At 35.9% G+C, this 18,102-nt stretch carries 14 protein-coding genes; 13 read left to right on the forward strand and 1 reads right to left on the reverse strand.

The genetic code is table 11. The annotated features are described in order from the left end of the window. The first annotated feature begins 14 nt into the window (after positions 1 to 14). The 12 genes from BN1242_RS08330 (at position 15) to BN1242_RS08390 (ending at position 15,944) form a co-directional block, all read left to right on the forward strand. Complete coding sequence (locus BN1242_RS08330; protein WP_077216157.1) at positions 15 to 1,619, forward strand: gamma-glutamyltransferase family protein; 1,605 nt, start codon at positions 15 to 17, stop codon at positions 1,617 to 1,619. Between the two features lie 97 nt (positions 1,620 to 1,716). Continuing rightward, a complete protein-coding gene (locus BN1242_RS08335) occupies positions 1,717 to 2,277 on the forward strand; it encodes a chromate transporter (protein WP_062354182.1) in 561 nt (186 codons plus the stop codon). A gap of 93 nt (positions 2,278 to 2,370) precedes the next feature. Then, the gene (locus BN1242_RS08340) at positions 2,371 to 2,901 is read left to right on the forward strand and encodes a chromate transporter (protein ID WP_062354185.1); all 531 of its coding nucleotides are present in this window, start codon (positions 2,371 to 2,373) and stop codon (positions 2,899 to 2,901) included. A 194-nt stretch (positions 2,902 to 3,095) separates the two neighbouring features. Then, the gene (gene secA / locus BN1242_RS08345) at positions 3,096 to 5,615 is read left to right on the forward strand and encodes a preprotein translocase subunit SecA (protein WP_062354188.1); all 2,520 of its coding nucleotides are present in this window, start codon (positions 3,096 to 3,098) and stop codon (positions 5,613 to 5,615) included. 347 nt (positions 5,616 to 5,962) lie between these two features. Beyond that, positions 5,963 to 7,064, forward strand: a protein-coding gene (gene prfB / locus BN1242_RS08350) for a peptide chain release factor 2 (protein WP_106384820.1) whose coding sequence is annotated in 2 segments (ribosomal slippage) — positions 5,963 to 6,034 and positions 6,036 to 7,064 — 1,101 coding nt in all. Because the reading frame shifts where the segments join, the coding sequence is not laid out codon by codon here. Positions 7,065 to 7,228: 164 nt separating this feature from the next. Then, complete coding sequence (locus BN1242_RS08355; protein WP_062354193.1) at positions 7,229 to 8,095, forward strand: YitT family protein; 867 nt, start codon at positions 7,229 to 7,231, stop codon at positions 8,093 to 8,095. A 153-nt stretch (positions 8,096 to 8,248) separates the two neighbouring features. Beyond that, positions 8,249 to 8,563 (forward strand): c-type cytochrome, encoded by a 315-nt coding sequence (locus BN1242_RS08360; protein WP_238985117.1) that lies wholly within the window; start codon positions 8,249 to 8,251, stop codon positions 8,561 to 8,563. A gap of 591 nt (positions 8,564 to 9,154) precedes the next feature. Continuing rightward, positions 9,155 to 9,841, forward strand: a complete 687-nt coding sequence (ftsE, locus tag BN1242_RS08365; RefSeq protein WP_062354196.1) for a cell division ATP-binding protein FtsE — start codon at positions 9,155 to 9,157, stop codon at positions 9,839 to 9,841. Continuing rightward, positions 9,831 to 10,724, forward strand: a complete 894-nt coding sequence (ftsX, locus tag BN1242_RS08370) for a permease-like cell division protein FtsX (protein WP_062354199.1) — start codon at positions 9,831 to 9,833, stop codon at positions 10,722 to 10,724. The genes ftsE and ftsX overlap by 11 nt, the downstream gene beginning before the upstream one ends. Positions 10,725 to 10,829: 105 nt before the next feature. After that, positions 10,830 to 12,131, forward strand: coding sequence for a murein hydrolase activator EnvC family protein (locus BN1242_RS13845; RefSeq protein ID WP_062354202.1), 1,302 nt, complete (start codon positions 10,830 to 10,832; stop codon positions 12,129 to 12,131). Positions 12,132 to 13,004: 873 nt separating this feature from the next. Further along, positions 13,005 to 14,453 (forward strand): S41 family peptidase, encoded by a 1,449-nt coding sequence (locus BN1242_RS08385; RefSeq protein WP_062354208.1) that lies wholly within the window; start codon positions 13,005 to 13,007, stop codon positions 14,451 to 14,453. A gap of 300 nt (positions 14,454 to 14,753) precedes the next feature. Beyond that, entirely contained in the window at positions 14,754 to 15,944 is a 1,191-nt protein-coding gene (locus tag BN1242_RS08390) for a PDZ domain-containing protein (protein WP_062354213.1), read from the forward strand. Positions 15,945 to 16,238: 294 nt separating this feature from the next. On the opposite strand, the gene BN1242_RS08395 is transcribed toward BN1242_RS08390, so the two are convergent. Next, the gene (locus tag BN1242_RS08395; RefSeq protein WP_062354216.1) at positions 16,239 to 16,988 is read right to left on the reverse strand and encodes a YwaF family protein; all 750 of its coding nucleotides are present in this window, start codon (positions 16,986 to 16,988) and stop codon (positions 16,239 to 16,241) included. A gap of 291 nt (positions 16,989 to 17,279) precedes the next feature. Between BN1242_RS08395 and BN1242_RS08400 the strand changes: the two genes are divergently transcribed. Next, positions 17,280 to 17,903: a DedA family protein gene (locus tag BN1242_RS08400; RefSeq protein WP_062354218.1), complete on the forward strand. Its 624-nt coding sequence runs from the start codon at positions 17,280 to 17,282 to the stop codon at positions 17,901 to 17,903. Positions 17,904 to 18,102: the final 199 nt, after the last annotated feature.

Here is an 18,102-nt window from a genome sequence, read left to right on the forward strand (position 1 = left end):
GAGGGAGTATCAAAATGGATCATTTAAATTATCCGTATTCATCTCAAAGAATGGGTGTATTTGGTAAGAAAGGAATGGTAGCAACTTCCCAACCGCTAGCAGCAGAAGCGGGGTTAGAAATTTTAAAAAAGGGCGGCAATGCTGTTGATGCTGCTATAGCAACAGCCGCAACGCTCACTGTCGTTGAGCCTACGGCGAATGGTATCGGCGGTGACGCTTTTGCCATTGTGTGGCTAAAGAATCACATGTATGGCTTAAATAGTAGTGGTCCTGCTCCTCAAATGATTTCTATTGAAGCAGTAAAAGAGCGTGGATATGAAAAAATGCCTGTACATGGAATGATACCGGTCACAGTACCTGGGACACCAGCAGCTTGGGTAGCCTTATCCAAACGATTTGGTAATTTGTCATTGAAAGAAGTACTACAGCCTGCAATTACATATGCTAGAGAAGGGTATCCTATCAGTCCAATTTTAGGTAAATATTGGGAAATAGCGTATCACCGTTTTAAAACATCTTTAACAACCGAAGAATTTCAACCTTGGTTTGATACGTTTATTCCTAATGGTAAATTGCCGAAAATTGGAGAAATTTGGCGGTCAGAAGCTCATGCAACTACGCTTGAAAAAATTGCAGAATCGGCTGGAGAAAGTTTTTACCGTGGTGAGCTTGCGGAGAAGATTGATTGCTTCTTTCGGAAACATGGCGGTTTTTTACGGAAGGAAGATTTAGAACAATTTCAACCAGAATGGGTAGACCCGATCTCGGTGAATTACCGCGGATATGATGTATGGGAATTGCCGCCGAATGGCCAAGGAATCGTCGCCTTAATGGCACTAAACATCGTGAAAGGTTTTGATTTTTCCTTTAAGGACGATGTGGAAACATATCATAAACAAATCGAAGCATTAAAATTAGCGTTAACAGATGGCAAAACGTTGATAACCGACCCTCGTTATATGAAAACGACGGTAGAAGAATTAATTTCTGAAACTTATGCAAGTAAAAGAAGAGAGTTAATCACAGATCGAGCGTTAGATCCTAGTCCATATAAACCGAAAAAGGGTGGCACTGTTTATTTAGCAACTGCTGATAAAGATGGTAATATGGTGTCATACATCCAAAGTAACTATATGGGTTTTGGCTCAGGGATTGTAATACCAGGAACGGGAATTGCTATGCAAAACAGGGGGGCAGATTTTTCTTTAGATTTTGCTGCGACAAACGCACTGCAACCGGGGAAAAAAACTTTACACACGATTATTCCAGGATTTTTAACAAAAGATAAGGAAGCAATCGGTCCGTTCGGTGTAATGGGTGGATATATGATGCCACAAGGTCACTTGCAAATATTAATGAATATGATCGATTTCCACTTGAATCCACAAGCAGCACTCGACGCTCCACGTTGGCAATGGATAGAAGGAAAAAAGGTAATGGTTGAAGCAAATTTCCCGACACATCTTGCTCAAGCATTAGGAAGAAAAGGCCATCAAATCCAAGTGGCTCTTGATTCAGGAGGTTTTGGCAGAGGGCAAATCATTATTCGTCATCCCCACACTGGAGTGTATGTAGGTGGAACAGAGTCAAGAACGGATGGTTCGATTGCTGTATGGTAAAGTATTAGGATGATAGTTTGTTTAGTGCAAATAACTTTGTGCTATTGTACCTATAAGGACTTTTTTTAACGAGAATGCACTAAAAGTTGGTGAAAGAATGATTTATTGGCAAATCTTTTTAGCGTTTTTCCGTTCAGGAATTTTCGGGTATGGAGGAGGACCAAGTTCTATTCCATTAGTATATAAAGAAGTTGTGGACAATTTTAAATGGATGACTGATGAAGATTTTTCCGACGTGCTAGCTATTGGGAATGCATTGCCGGGTCCTATTGCAACGAAGATGGCTGGCTATATCGGTTATCGTGTTCGCGGCTTGGTCGGCATGATGGTCGCCATCATTGCTAACGTTATTCCAACCGTTGGGCTAGTAATTTTATTACTAACTGTTTTTAATGCGTATAAAGACCGACCTTGGGTGCACGGTATGTCCCAAGCTGTCGTTCCCGTCGTTGGGGTTATGCTAGGAATGTTAACTTGGGATTTTGTAAAAAAATCTAAAACTTACTTTGGTTGGTTCGTTTCTATTATTTTAATCGCTATAACTGTTATTTTACTGCAATGGGTAGGAATTCATCCTGCTGTAATTATTATCGTGTTATTGTCGGCAGCCTTGTTTTTTGAGCCGAAAAAACAGTCAAAAAAGGCAAACTCGAGTTAGTCTTTGTAACTGGCTTAAAAGTTTGGCAAGTTTGGGAAAATAACTATGGACACACTTTGAAATTAGTAAAACTTACATATGAAAGGTGACATAATGATTTATTGGCAAATCTTCTTAGCGTTTTTTATTCCAGGAATTATCGGTTACGGAGGGGGTCCAGCACTTATTCCGCTAGTTGAACATGAAGTTGTCGATCGTTACGGGTGGATGGGTGCTCAGCAATTTAGTGAAATGATTGCTTTAAGTAATGCACTACCAGGACCAATTGCAACAAAGATGGCTGGGTTTGTCGGTTATATGCAAGGTGGTGTAATTGGTGCGGTAATTGCCTTATTTGCAACGGTAGCCCCGACTTTAATTTTAATGATATTATTATTAAATATTATCATGCGCCATAAAGACTCACCAAAGGTAAAAAGGATGAGTAACTATGTTAGACCAACGATTGCCGCACTCATGGGGTTGCTAACATATGATTTTTTTGCTGATTCTTTCCGATCTATTGGCAGCTGGGTTACGATTGCAATTGCGATTGTAAGTTATTTATTACTGGAAAAATGGAAAGTAAATCCTGCCTATGTAATTGCCCTTGCCTTAATATTTGGCGCCTTATTTTTAGGCTGAATTTTTCGTGGCCTGTTCGCAAAGTTCGGTTGTCACTGACCTTTTATAATGATAATATAGATTAGTATAAGTAGGCACTTTTATACAATGTAATTAGCATATGAAGCCACATTATCTTCAATGGTAAATAGATACTTAACTCTTCAAGAAAATTGTCATATTGGATTCCCTACAAATAAAGGAGCGTTGTGTAAATGGCAAGTATTTTAAATAAAATATTTGACTTGAATAAAAGAGATTTGAAAAGATTGGAAAAAACTGCTGATAAAATTGATGCGTTAGCACCTGAAATGGAAAAATTGTCAGATGAACAATTACGGGCAAAAACAGATGAGTTTAAAAACCGACTAAATAATGGTGAAACATTGGATGATATTTTAGTAGATGCTTTTGCCGTTGTTCGAGAGTCAGCAAAAAGAGTACTCGGTTTGTATCCGTATAAAGTCCAGTTAATGGGGGGTATTGCCTTACACGAAGGAAATATCGCTGAGATGAAAACGGGTGAAGGGAAAACATTAACGTCTACGATGCCTGTTTATTTAAATGCACTGACAGGTCGAGGAGTTCATGTCATTACAGTGAACGACTATTTAGCTAGACGTGACGCGACAGAGATGGGTCAAGTATATGACTTTCTTGGTTTAACCGTTGGCCTAAACTTACATGACATGTCCAAAGAAGAAAAGCAAGAAGCATATAACTGTGATATCACGTACGGTACGAATAACGAGTTTGGTTTTGATTATTTGCGCGATAACATGGTTCTATACAAGGAACAAATGGTACAACGACCTTTATATTTTGCTGTAATTGACGAGGTTGACTCGATTTTGATTGATGAAGCGAGAACACCACTAATTATTTCTGGTTCGGCAAAAAAGTCTACGCAATTATATATTCAAGCAAATGCGTTCGTGCATACGTTAAGGGAAGAAAAAGATTATACATTAGATGAAAAAACAAAAAGTGTTCAATTAACGGAAGAAGGTATTACGAAAGCAGAAAAATACTTCGGAATAACGAACCTTTTTGATGTAAATAATGTAACGCTCAATCATCATATTAACCAAGCATTACGTGCTAGAGTAATCATGCATCTAGATGTCGACTATGTTGTACAAGATGGAGAAATCGTCATTGTCGACCAATTTACTGGCCGGTTAATGAAAGGTCGTCGTTATAGTGATGGGTTGCACCAAGCGATTGAAGCTAAAGAAGGTGTAGAAATTCAAAACGAAAGTATGACGATGGCGACGATTACGTTCCAAAATTACTTCCGAATGTATGAAAAATTAGCTGGGATGACAGGTACAGCAAAAACGGAAGAAGAAGAGTTTCGCAACATTTATAATATGAATGTTATTGTCATTCCAACGAATAGACCGATAGTTCGGGATGACAGACCAGATTTAATTTATCCGACTATGCAAGGGAAATTCCGTGCAGTCGTTAATGATATTGAAGAACGTCATAAAAAAGGACAACCAGTACTAGTTGGTACAGTAGCCATTGAAACTTCGGAATTAGTATCCCAACTATTAACGAAGAAAGGGATAAAACATAATGTCTTAAATGCGAAAAACCATGCTCGCGAAGCTGAAATCATTGCGGAAGCTGGTCAACAAGGTGCAGTAACAATTGCAACTAACATGGCTGGACGTGGTACTGATATTAAACTTGGTGAAGGTATAAAAGAATTAGGCGGTCTCGCAGTTATTGGTACAGAGCGACATGAATCGAGACGGATTGATAATCAGTTGCGAGGCCGTTCTGGACGTCAAGGAGACCCAGGGGTAACCCAGTTTTATTTATCAATGGAAGACGAACTAATGCGTCGTTTCGGTTCCGATAATATGAAGTCAATGATGCAACGACTAGGTATGGATGATAATCAACCAATCCAAAGTAAAATGGTTACTCGTGCAGTTGAGTCAGCCCAAAAACGGGTCGAAGGAAATAACTTCGATGCTCGGAAACAGTTATTGCAATATGATGATGTTATCCGGCAACAACGGGAAATTATTTATAACCAGCGCTTTGAAGTAATTGATTCTGACAACTTACGAGAAATTATTGAAAAAATGATACGCTCTGTCATTTCTCGCCATGTACATTCCTTTGTCTCAAGTAATGATGCTCCAGAACAATGGAATTTAAAAGGTCTAGTCGATTACTTAAATGCGAATTTACTTCAAGAAAAGGATCTTACCGAACAAGACTTTAAAGGTAGAGATCCAGAGCAAATCGAAGAACTTATTTTTGCCAAAGTAATGGAACGGTACAACGAAAAAGAAGAGTTGCTCGGACCAGATAAAATGCGGGAGTTTGAAAAAGTTATTACACTCCGCGTCGTTGATACGAAATGGATTGACCATTTAGATGCAATGGATCAACTACGTCAAGGTATTCACCTTCGTGCATATGGACAAATTGATCCGTTAAGAGAATATCAGCAAGATGGTTATGCCATGTTCGAAGCAATGGTTGAAGCAATTGAAGAAGATGTGGCAAAATACATCATGAAGGCCGAAATTGTGAATAACTTAAAACGGGAAGAAGTAGCGAAAGGTCAAGCAGTCATCCCGAAATCGGATGGAGACCAACCGAAGAAACGTCAACCAATCCGGAAGACAGTGAATATCGGCCGTAACGATCCATGTTACTGTGGCAGTGGAAAGAAATATAAAAACTGTCATGGAAGAACAGAAAATTAATTATTAGCATAACATAGCTGACACTTGATTTTCTAAAAATATTTATTATAAAATATACGAGGCATCACGGTTATGAAGATAATGGGGCTGTCCAGAAAAGTTTTTTAATCTAGACGGCAGAAAGCAGTCGATCGATACTTCAGTGGATATCGTCTAATTGAAGTATCGACAGTCAGCCCGCTCTATTGCGAAGCGCTTTCTGTCACTAGTTTGCATATACTTTTCAGACAGCTCCTTTTTGCATTCAGGAAAAATGTCGAATTATTTCCCGGAAAATACAAATATCGAAATAAAGTGGTTTTTTTCGACATAATAGAAAATAAGGACTATAAAATGAGGTGACTGTAATGGAATTAGCAGAAATTCGCAACGCATTAGAAAAAACTGCTGAATTATTAGCAGACTTTAGGGGGTCTCTTTGACTTAGAAAATAAAGAGGCACGTATTGCGGAGTTAGATGAAAGAATGTTAGAACCTGGCTTTTGGGATGACCAACAAGCTGCCCAGCAAATTATTAGCGAAGCAAATGGTTTAAAAGATTTAGTCAATGAGTTCCATGAACTTAATGAGACGTATGAAAACTTAGATTTAACATTCCAATTATTAAAAGAAGAATTTGATGCAGACTTACAGCAAGAACTAGAGACAGAACTAGCTGAATTGACAAGTAAATTAAATGATTTTGAGTTACAACTTTTACTTAGTGAGCCTTATGACAAAAATAACGCAATACTTGAACTGCATCCAGGTGCAGGTGGAACGGAATCACAAGACTGGGGCTCGATGTTGCTGCGAATGTATACTCGTTGGGCGGAAAAGAAAGGTTTCAAAGTAGAAACATTGGATTATTTACCTGGAGATGAGGCAGGGATAAAAAGTGTAACATTACTCATTAAAGGACATAATGCATACGGATATTTAAAAGCAGAAAAAGGTGTTCATCGATTAGTACGCATTTCTCCTTTTGATTCATCTGGACGGAGACATACTTCTTTCGTATCTTGTGAAGTTATGCCAGAGTTCACCGATGATATTCAAATTGATGTGCGCCAAGAGGATTTGAAAATCGATACGTATCGTTCTAGCGGTGCTGGTGGACAACATGTTAATACAACGGATTCTGCTGTCCGTATTACCCATATTCCAACTGGTACTGTTGTAACATGTCAAAATGAACGATCCCAAATTAAAAACCGGGAAAAAGCTATGAATATGTTAAAAGCTAAGTTATATCAACTAAAGATTGAAGAGCAAGAACAAGAGTTAGCAGAAATTCGTGGCGAACAGAAAGAAATCGGTTGGGGAAGCCAAATTCGCTCATACGTTTTTCATCCATACTCGATGGTGAAGGACCACCGGACAAATACAGAAGTTGGGAATGTTCAATCTGTCATGGACGGTGAAATAGATTTATTCATTAATGCTTATTTGCGTTCTAGAATTAATTAATCCCCCGTTTTAATAAACTAAGTTAAAACAATATAAAACAACAAATTCGGTAGAAACGCGGCGGAGACAGTCCACCGTTTTTTCTATTGCATGCGAGGGATTTTCTTTTATTGGAAATGCTAATTTATATAACTATAGTAAAAGGATTTGAAGGAGAAGACACCATGAAGAAAGGGAAACAATCTAAACCATTATCTCCCGTGTTTGAAAAAATAAAAAATTACTTATATATCGTTTTCGGTGCAACGATTGTTGCCATCTCATTTAACGTTTTTTTATTGCCGAATGAAGTTGCTTCAGGTGGAGTGAGCGGAATAAGTACAATTTTAAATGGCTTATTTAAGTGGGAACCCGCCTATGTCCAGTGGGCATTGAATATTCCGCTATTTATTGCAGGGGTGCTAGTTTTAGGATTCCACTATGGGGTAAAAACATTGGTTGGGACTATCTTTTTACCACTAGCGGTTTTTCTTACAAAAGATTGGAATCCGTGGACACTAAATCCATTACTAGCCGCCATTTTTGGTGGAATGGGTGTTGGATTTGGGATCGGAATTGTGTTTCGTGGCAATGCCTCTACAGGTGGAACAGATTTAGCCGCCCAAATTTTAGCAAAATTTACTGGCTTTTCATTAGGGAAATGTGTCGCAATAATTGATGGGATGATTGTAATATCTGCCGCAATTGTTTTTAATATCGAAAAAGGTTTATTTGCCTTAATTGCTCTATTTGTCACGAGTAAGACGATTGATATGGTCCAAATTGGCTGGAATCGCTCGAAAATGGCATTGATTATAACGGAACATTCCGAAGAAGTTCGACATGCGATATTAACGAAAATTGACCGAGGATTAACGAGAATTGAAGCATATGGCGGTTATACGAATAATCAGCGAAACATGTTTATGGTAGTTGTTGATCAAACAGAATTTACGAATTTAAAGCAAGTGGTTAAATCGATTGATCCAGAAGCTTTCGTTATTGTCGTTGATGCTTCAGAAGTACTAGGGCAAGGTTTCACGCCCGCTTAGTTTTTCCTCGCCTGTCATTATGGTTCATACGAAGGAATTTAAATTTTTTTAGGAGTTGCCTCCGCTCTCCAACTAAATTAAATGATACAAAAAATGAACTATGCTATACTTTAGGTGAAAGTGTTGCAGCAGAGCGGGAAAGGGGCAGGAACATTGAAAAAGTGGAAGCTAGTATTGGCAGCAATCACAGTTATTTTCATGATTAGTTTAGTAGCATGTAGTAATGATTCAACTAGTGGACCGAAATCCAATTTAAGTCCGGATCAGTTATTTCTTCAAAGTTGTGCTAGTTGTCATGGGAAAGATTTTAAAAGTGGTTATGCACCAGATTTAGATGTTATCGGTAGTAAATATACGAGTGAAGAAATAGAAAAGATTATTTTAAATGGGAAAGGGCAAATGCGTGGCGGTTTTTTAAAAGGGGAAGATGCCAAAAAAGTTGCCGAATGGTTAGCTGAAAAAAAGTAATTTTCAATTATTTCCTCATATGTAATGATTAATAGTGGGAGCATTTCTTCACGTTTTACTTTGGAGAAAATGTTACCCACATTTTTAATGTACGAATTTACCTTGAGTGGAAGGGAACATTAATCGGTCTCTTTCAGGATTTTATTTTCCCCCAGTCATAAAAAAAGCTTACCCGCTTATTATCCAAATAACTTCCAAAAATTTCATCATATCCTGACACTTCTCTTTTACTACTCCTAGTTTTTACCATAAAAAAAACCCATTTTTCTATACCAATTTTTATATTTTTCTGTTAATATATTGAGTAGAAGTTCGACAATAATCACTGTTTTTATACAAAAAACTGCATTATTGTAGAAAAAATGACCGTATGAAATATAACTGTAAATATTTTATAGCTATTATTGTAAAAAAATGATGTTATAATGTTAAAGAAGCATGAAAAAACTCGGATTTTCGTATATTTACTCGAAAAATAAATAAATACGTCATCCTATTATAAATCTAGTAAAAAAGTATGATAGCAATCTCCTCGGTTAATTAGTTCAAGAGTCAATTCAACAGGAAAAATAGTAGTAAAGGTGAGATTCAATGATCATAATGAAGGATGTTTATAAAAAGTATCCGAACGGTATTGTCGCCGCTAATGGTATAAATGTAAATATTGAACAAGGTGAGTTTGTTTATGTAGTAGGCTCTAGTGGAGCTGGTAAGTCCACATTTATCAAAATGATGTATCGGGAAGAAAGACCTACGAAGGGAACAATTATCGTTAATGGTGTGGAAATATCGAAACTAAAAAATAGTAAAATTCCCCATTTTCGAAGAAGAGTAGGAGTTGTATTCCAAGACTTTAAACTTCTGCCAAAACTTACTGTATTTGAAAATGTTGCTTTTGCCCTGGAAGTTATAGAAGAATCACCAAGAATTATTAAACGACGGGTAATGGAAGTGTTGGACTTAGTTAATTTAAAACATAAAGCTAGAATGCATCCAACAGAATTATCTGGTGGTGAGCAACAAAGAGTTTCCATTGCAAGATCTATCGTTAACTCTCCCTCAGTAGTGATAGCAGACGAACCGACTGGGAATTTAGATCCAGAAACTTCTTGGGGAATTATGAAAATATTTGAAGAGATTAACGCGCGAGGTACAACAGTGATAATGGCAACCCACAATCGTGAAGTCGTTAATACGTTGAAACACCGTGTAATTGCAATCGAAAGTGGAATGATTGTCCGAGATGAACAACGAGGTGATTACGGATATGAAAATTAGGACGATCGGCCGCCATGCGAAAGAAAGCTTAAAGAACATTGTCCGAAATGGTTGGATGACTTTTGCCTCCGTTAGTGCAGTTACTGTTACATTACTACTGGTAGGAGTCTTTTATATATTATTAATGAATTTGAATGAAGTAGCAAAATCAGTTGAAAATGATGTACAAATTAAAGTATTAATTGATACGACCGCAGATCAGAAACAACAAGACTTGCTTGAAAAAGAAATAAAAAGTATGAAAGAAGTTTCTACTGTTACATTTTCAACGAAAGAAAATGAGCTTGACCAGTTAATTAATAGCATGGGTGAAGATGGCGCCATTTTTAAATTATACGAACAGGAAAACCCGCTAAACGATGCCTTTATTGTAAAAACGAAAAATCCTGAAGACACGAAAATGGTCGCAGAACGAATTGTAAAGCTACAAAATGTTTATGATGTTAATTACGGAAAAGATGTTGTAGACAAGCTGTTTAAAGTTATTAATGCTAGTAGGAATGTTGGGATAATTTTAATCGTAGGATTACTCTTTACTGCAATCTTTTTAATTTCTAATACTATTAAAATCACGATTGTTGCTAGAAGACGGGAAATTGAAATTATGCGACTAGTTGGCGCAACAAATGGTTTTATTCGTTGGCCATTTTTCCTAGAAGGATTATGGTTAGGGATTCTCGGATCTGTAGTACCAATAGTATCGATTGCTACCCTATATAAATATGTTTATGATTTAGTAGCTCCAAGCTTGCAAAATCATTTTATAAATTTATTAGAATATAACCCATTTATTTTTCAAACGAGTGGCTTCATATTATTACTCGGTTGTTTAATCGGTATATGGGGAAGTACGATGTCCATTAGGAAATTTTTACGAGTTTAGTCCAGTTCAAAAATATATGGGGGACTTTAGGCAGTACTCCTTTATAGGAGATAAGCCCCCATTACATATTTGAATTTTAGAGAAAACATGAAGGGAGAGAAGAGGGTGAAATTGCAGAAAAAGTTTTATGTTGTGATGGCACTATTACTAACATTCGGTCTCGTGTTAAATAGTACACTTGCTTACGCTGCTAGTTTAGGAGATTTAGAAAAAGAGAAGAAGGAAATTTCCAATCAAAAGTCTAGTTTAAATCAAGATATTAATGCTACATCTAATGAACTTAATAAAGTAAAAGAGGAACAGAACGCTCTAAAATTAGAAATGCAAAAAATTGATGCAGCAATGCAAGACATTATTGAAAAAACGAAATCTCTGGAAAAGCAAATTAGTAAGAAAAATGAAGAAATTAGTGAATTAAAAAAGGAAATTAAAGTATTACAAAAACGAATTGAAAAACGTGATGAACTTTTAAAAGACCGAGCACGCTCAGTACAAGCAACTGGTGGTGTTGTTAGTTATTTAGAGGTTTTACTTGGGGCAAAAGATTTTTCTGATTTTATTAATCGCGTAAGTGCGGTTACTACTATTTTAAAAGCGGATAAATCGATTATTGAGGAACATAAAAAAGATCGAGAAAACTTGGAAATAAGTAGAGAGAAGTTAGAAACAGATCGGGAAAAACTTGAAAACTTAAAGAAACAAAATGAACAACAACAAGCAGCACTAAATAAAAAACGTCAAGAAAAAGATAATGTATTGGCGGAATTAAAAGATAAAGAAGCAGAAATTCAAGAAGAATATATGAGTTTAAAAGAAGAGCAAGAAGTGTTAGCCGCACAAGAACGTTCTATTCAAAGATTAATAGAAAAAGAGAAACAAAGAATTGCAGAAGAGAAACGTAAGGCGGAGGAAGAAGCTCGGAAAAAACAACAAAATCAAGGAAGTAGTGGCGGAAGCGGTAGTTCTGGGCCTAGCCAGTCAACTTCAAAAAATGGAATATTTATTCGACCGATAAATAGTGGTATTGTTACTTCAGAGTGGGCACCGCGCTGGGGAAGCTTCCATTACGGTATCGACATTGCAAATAGTATCGGTACTCCTATATATGCAGCCGCTTCAGGTGAAGTAAGTTATGTCGGACCACGTGGAACTTATGGAAATGTTGTCTTTATTACTCATATGGTAAATGGTCAAATATATACAACAATATATGCCCATCTTTCAGGTTGGAACGTAAGTGCGGGGCAATATGTCGAACAAGGACAGCGTATAGGATCTCTCGGTAATACTGGTAGGTCAACTGGACCACATTTACACTTTGAAATTCATGAAGGGAAATACAGGTACGGGGCATCTGTTAACCCGAGAAAATATGTCAATTTCCCGCCGAAAGGCACATGGTTCTAATATATAAATGTTTCAAACACTATCGTTTCTGAACTGCACCCCAATTGTTTGACACAATCAAGCAATTGGAGGTGCAGTTTTTTTATATAAAAATTTGGCTCTATATTGAATGTGGTAGTATTCTCATAACTATCAATAGTTTGATGATTCTTTAAAGGTGCAAAAAGATAACATCTAACCTGCTCTTTTAGATACCTTTAAGTCCTGAATTCCTTTTTTGATTTCACCCCTCTAGCATCTACGTTTAGTATTATTCCAGCATATTAACGGAGAATGATTTATGTGTTACAGAAACAAAACGAATTTCAGTGGGTAAAGGAATGATTATTCCTAGTATGGATTTCTTAGCCACATACATTTATTACGTTTCGTCCGGTCTCAAGTATTAATGGATATTTTTTATAATTAGAAAGGAGAGGTACCCTCGGTATATTTCATGTCACAAAATCTATGATCTAAATTAACTATCCACATATTATCCACAAAATACACAAGGTTTTCCACAGAAAAAACAAGTTATCTACAGTTTGTTAACAATTCACATTGAAAAATAACCTATTATTAACGTAGTTTTCCGTTTTATGTAAAATGCGTAATTTATCCACTACTTTAGTTAAGTATTCCACAAATATGAAGAAATTTGTCCACATAAAAATATTTTTATCCACAAAACGGCCTTTTTTATCCACAACCCCTTTGGATGTAATTTTCATGATAAAAAACATATCTCGTCCAACTCATTCATATAAATTAACACGAAGCTTTTCATTATCCGCATGTAGGTTATCCGTAATTGAAGAAAAAGGAGGAAATAGTGATTACATACATATATTGTCACTAACATAATTTTTTGTAATGAATGGGGGAAAACAGTTGAAAAAATATCATCTCGTTATAGCAGTAATATTGTCTTTACTGATAGGCTCAGCAGGTACTTACACAAGTATGAGTTGGTTCAATAATCAAGCGAAAAAGGACCAGCCAAATAATTTTTACAGACCGATGGAAAAAAGTGAAGTAGACTTTACAAAAGTTAAAAGGGCTTATGAAGTAATAAAGAATGGATACGTAGAAGATGTTGACAGGAAGCAACTAATAGACGGAGCAGTGCAAGGAATGTTGTCAACATTAGAGGACCCGTATTCTGTCTATATGGATGAAGAAAAATCTGTTCAGTTTAATCAATCACTTGATTCTTCCTTTGAAGGAATCGGAGCGGAAATAGGGGAAGTGGAAGGAAAAATCATTATTTTATCTCCATATAAAAATTCACCTGCAGAAAAAGCCGGTTTGAAACCGTATGACCAAATTTTACAAATTGATGGAGAGGATGTTACAAATTTTGATTTATTGGATGTGACTTTAAAAATCCGGGGGAAAAAAGGAACAGCAGTTTCTTTAGTCATTCGACGGGAAGGAATAACAAGTCCAATTACAATCGAAGTCATTCGTGATATGATACCGATTGAAACGGTTTATTCCCAACTATTTGATAGTGGGCAAGACCGAATTGGCTATATTGAAATAACTTCCTTTTCTCGAGATACAGGAAAAGATTTTTCACACCACTTAAAACAATTGGAGAAAAAAGAAATTACTGGCTTAATTATTGATGTTCGAGGAAATCCTGGAGGGCTTTTACCTACCGTAGAAGAAATTGCTTCTCAGCTAGTCACAAGTAAAAAACCTATCTTACAAATAGAACAGCGGAATGGAAATCGGGAAAGTATTCACTCCAAATTAAAAAAGAAAAAGGATTACCCAATGGTAGTTTTAACCGATAAAGGAAGTGCATCAGCTTCGGAAATATTAGCTGCGGCATTACAAGAAGGGGAAGGGTATCCCGTTATCGGGGAGAATTCTTTCGGTAAAGGAACGGTACAGCAACAATTTGATTTAGGAGATAATAGTCATATTAAATTAACGTTATTGAAGTGGTTGACCCCTGATGGGAATTGGATTCACGGAAAAGGAATAGTCCCAGATATCCCAATAAAACAAGCGGACTTGTATCATTTACATCCTCTACAAATAGATACTGCATTAAAAAGAGATATGAATAATGAACAAGTGAAATATGCACAATTAATTTTAAAAAGTATCGGATTTGAACCAGGTAGAACAGATGGCTATTTTAGTGAAACAACAGAGTATGCTGTGAAAGCATTCCAACAAGAAGTAAATTTATCGTCTAATGGAATTATTGATCAAGTGACCGCTAATGCAATGGAGGAGAAAGTCAAAAAGATGATGGCTGACGTGAAAAACGATCGCCAGTTACAAACAGCAATAAAATACTTACAACATCAAAAGAATGAATAAGACAAGATCCTATTCTGCTTTGGTGTTAGTTTCCACAAAAATCGGCCGCTCTCCAAGGAGTTGCCGATTTTTATCCGTATATGTTGTCAAGACAACCAGGACAAAAGATAAATAATTACTAATAGTCTTTTCGTGAAAATTTTGTTAAAATAAAGTTACGATTGCCCTATATGTCGTATTAAATATAGAACTTTTCAAATCTAGTAGAAAGTCGGAAATGCGATTTTCTTCATACGTGATAGGCTGTTAAAGTAAAAACGATAGAAGATATGTTGCTATGCGATTATGGAGGTGTTTTGCTTGGGTGAATGGTCTATCGAAATATTAAAAGGCATTGGTATGTTTTTTCTCCATCCGTTGTTTTATCTCGGCTTTATCTATTCCGTGTGGCTCGGATATACGAGAGTAAAGCGAGAGCGGAAAAACTTTCATATTCGCATTCAAGATGGCTGGTATGAATTTCGAACGTATAGTTTGAAAGGATTATTACTAGGTCTCCTTTTATCACTTGTCCTATTATTCGTTGGTGTTCAAATTCCGTGGAGTTTCATCCTCGTTGCAGGGGTGGTTACGCTTATTTTTTCCATAGTTTTAAAACCGGGAATACTTTCACCAGCATGGACAGCAGGTATTAGTTTTCTTTTGCTATTTGCAATAAGTTATTATTCATTAACCTTACCAGTTTTCTCGAATACTTTTCATAATATAGCAGACAATGTTTTCCCTAATATCGCATTTTTAATGAGTCTTTTACTTTTAGCGGAAGGGATTTTAATTTATAAAAATGCTGCCAAACATACTTCGCCAAAAGTAATCCGCAGTAAGCGCGGGTTACATGTTGGAATCCATGAAGTAAGAAGATTGTGGTTTGTTCCTTTATTGTTGTTAGTTCCAGTCGGAAAACTATCCCTACCAGTGGAATATTGGCCGGTCGTGCCAATTAATGGGGATGCTTTTACCTTTCTATTAATCCCATATTGGATCGGTTTTTCACAACAGATAAAAACAGAATTGCCACAACAAGCCGTACAAAAATTTGGGAAACAAGTAATCATCTTTAGTATCCCAGTTGTACTAACTGCATTGGCTAGTTTTTGGCTCCCGATGTTGGCATTCGTTTCGGTAGCTATCGCAATTATTGGAAGGGCGATATTATCGCTTATTCAAAAGGTGAAAAATAATACACAAAGCTATTACTTTTCTAAAAACCAATTTGGGATTACGATTTTGGATATTATTCCTGGCTCTCCTGCGGAAAAAATGAACTTGCATATTGGAGAAGTCATTAAAACAGTAAATGGAATCTTAGTAAATGATGAACGAGAATTTTATCAGGCACTTCAAAAAAATCGTGCCTTTTGTAAAGTAGAAGTAATAGATCGAAATGGGGAAAATCGATTTGTCCAAAGGGCGTTATATGAAGGTGAACATCATGAATTAGGTGTGATATTCATTGCACCAGAAAAACGGTGGACAGAAAGTGCTAGTTAACTTGGAAAAATAAATAGTGCTGGATGAAAGGAAGGACGACCATATTCTCCCTTTCATCCAGCTTTTTTATTTAGTGTCTGTTGATATTTTAAATGAAAGGCTCTTTTAAAAAATAGTTGTTTATTTAAAAACTAGACTTTATGAAAAAATCCACTCCACTGAAAATACAGCTATTTTCATTCACCATGGTGAAAAATCAGTTTCATAAGTGTCTATGTTAAAAGGAAAAATTTATTCTGCGGACTTTGATAGATAGTAGGCACCTTATTTTCGGAAAAGGGATTTTTTAAAAATTCACCGTGTCTTTCCTCTATGGTTCGTTAGATAGTTCTCCGGTTGTTTATGTCTCCAGTTTCGAAATATTAACCAAGTTATAATACTTAAGCCAATGAGCAAACCTTCCAAAGATAAAATATACCACGGATGTGGCCCTAAATAGTCTAATAGACTCCCACCAACTGGTTTATAATTTAAAAACATATAATTGCCATCGACTAATTTGTTAATGAATAAGATGATTGGAAGTAATATATTTAGAAAAATAAATACCTTTAATACGGACCAAATAGTTGGATAGTAATCTTTTACCCAAACGAAGTATAAAGCGATCCAAATAATTACTAAATGAGTATAAAAATAATGCCAAAAGCGAAAATGTGGAAAGCCAAAATCAAGTACAGGTGTAGCTATTGCCTGTGAAGCACCTAATAAGGAAGTAAAAAATACAATTTCAAAAATAAGTCGCTTCTTCGTTAGTAATAGAGCTGCTGTTAAAAATAGGCTAAAACTGCAAAGCTCTAATGGCAAAGAATCACTAATATGCCAAATTCCTATATTCATTGCCCAAAGATGATAACTAATTTCAAACAATAATAACGAAAGGGCAAGAAGAATCTCTAGTTTGCGCAAGTTTCTTTGCCGCAAGTTTTTTCTCCATAAAAATAGGATAATAGCCCCAGTAATGAAAATTCCAATCATTATCCAATGACTTAAGGAAAAACTAATGAACGAATATTTCTCATAATTCCCACCAAACCACTCCATACACATCTCCCCTTTAAATTTGATTGTATGATATTTTTTATAAAAAGGAAAAGTATTTTTTACCTATTCTTAAGGGACGGAATACGACGGAAGTGAAAATTGTAAGTTGATACTTTCACTTATACATGGAAAATAATAGTGATGCAATTTTTAATTGATAAGGCTATAATGTAGTCATGTTTGTAAAAATTTCAGGAAATTTGTTAGGAAGTTTCCTACTTTACACATATTTTATCGTGTGAATGCACAAATTAATAATAGCGAATAATTTTTCTAAATGAGGTCGGAAGAATGTTAACTAGTTTAAATATTTGGTTCGATCATTACGGATATTTGATCATTATGGTTGTTTTAGCAGCTGGGATAATCGGTTTGCCAGTACCAGATGAAGTAGTACTCACCTTTATTGGTTATAATGTCTCGTTAGGAAAAATGGCATATTTTCCTGCTCTACTATCCGTTTTAGCCGGGTCAGTTGTAGGAGTAACGTTGAGCTATTTTTTAGGAAGTAAAATTGGACAACCATTGGTCAAAAGAATTGGACCTCGTATTTTTTTTACGGAGAGCCGATTTAACAAGATGAAAGCAGTGGCGAATAAATTTGGTGCGTATTTTTTGTTTTTCGGGTACTTTATTCCCGGAGTTCGCCATATTACCTCTTACTTAGCAGGAATAAATGAAATTCCTTTTCGTAAATTCGCTATATTTGCATATACCGGTTCGCTTTTATCTAGTTTTGTATTTATTTCTATCGGTCAAAAACTAGGTGCTAATTGGTATATGATAAGTACTTATGCACATGATTACCGAATCCAATTTTTGCTATTCGTTATAGTTGTATCGCTTATTGGAATAATCTTTTACTATCGCAAGACATCGAAAGTTAAGTCGATTGATTATAAATATGATCAGTAAGAAATAAATTGAAAAGTACCCGGAAAGGAACCACATGCATAAAGGTTCCTTTTCTTATGTGGATAAATGGAAATTGCAATGAGACTTAATCATTTGATTAAATATGGCACAATGGGAACGAGTAATAGTTTGTTTAAGAGCAAGATTTTTCCGTAGTTTCTATAAAAAAACTGGCAAATAGGTACTAATTTATTGCGAT

Source organism: Bacillus kwashiorkori (assembly GCF_001375515.1).
Classification (GTDB): Bacteria; Bacillota; Bacilli; order Bacillales; family Caldibacillaceae; genus Bacillus_BK; species Bacillus_BK kwashiorkori.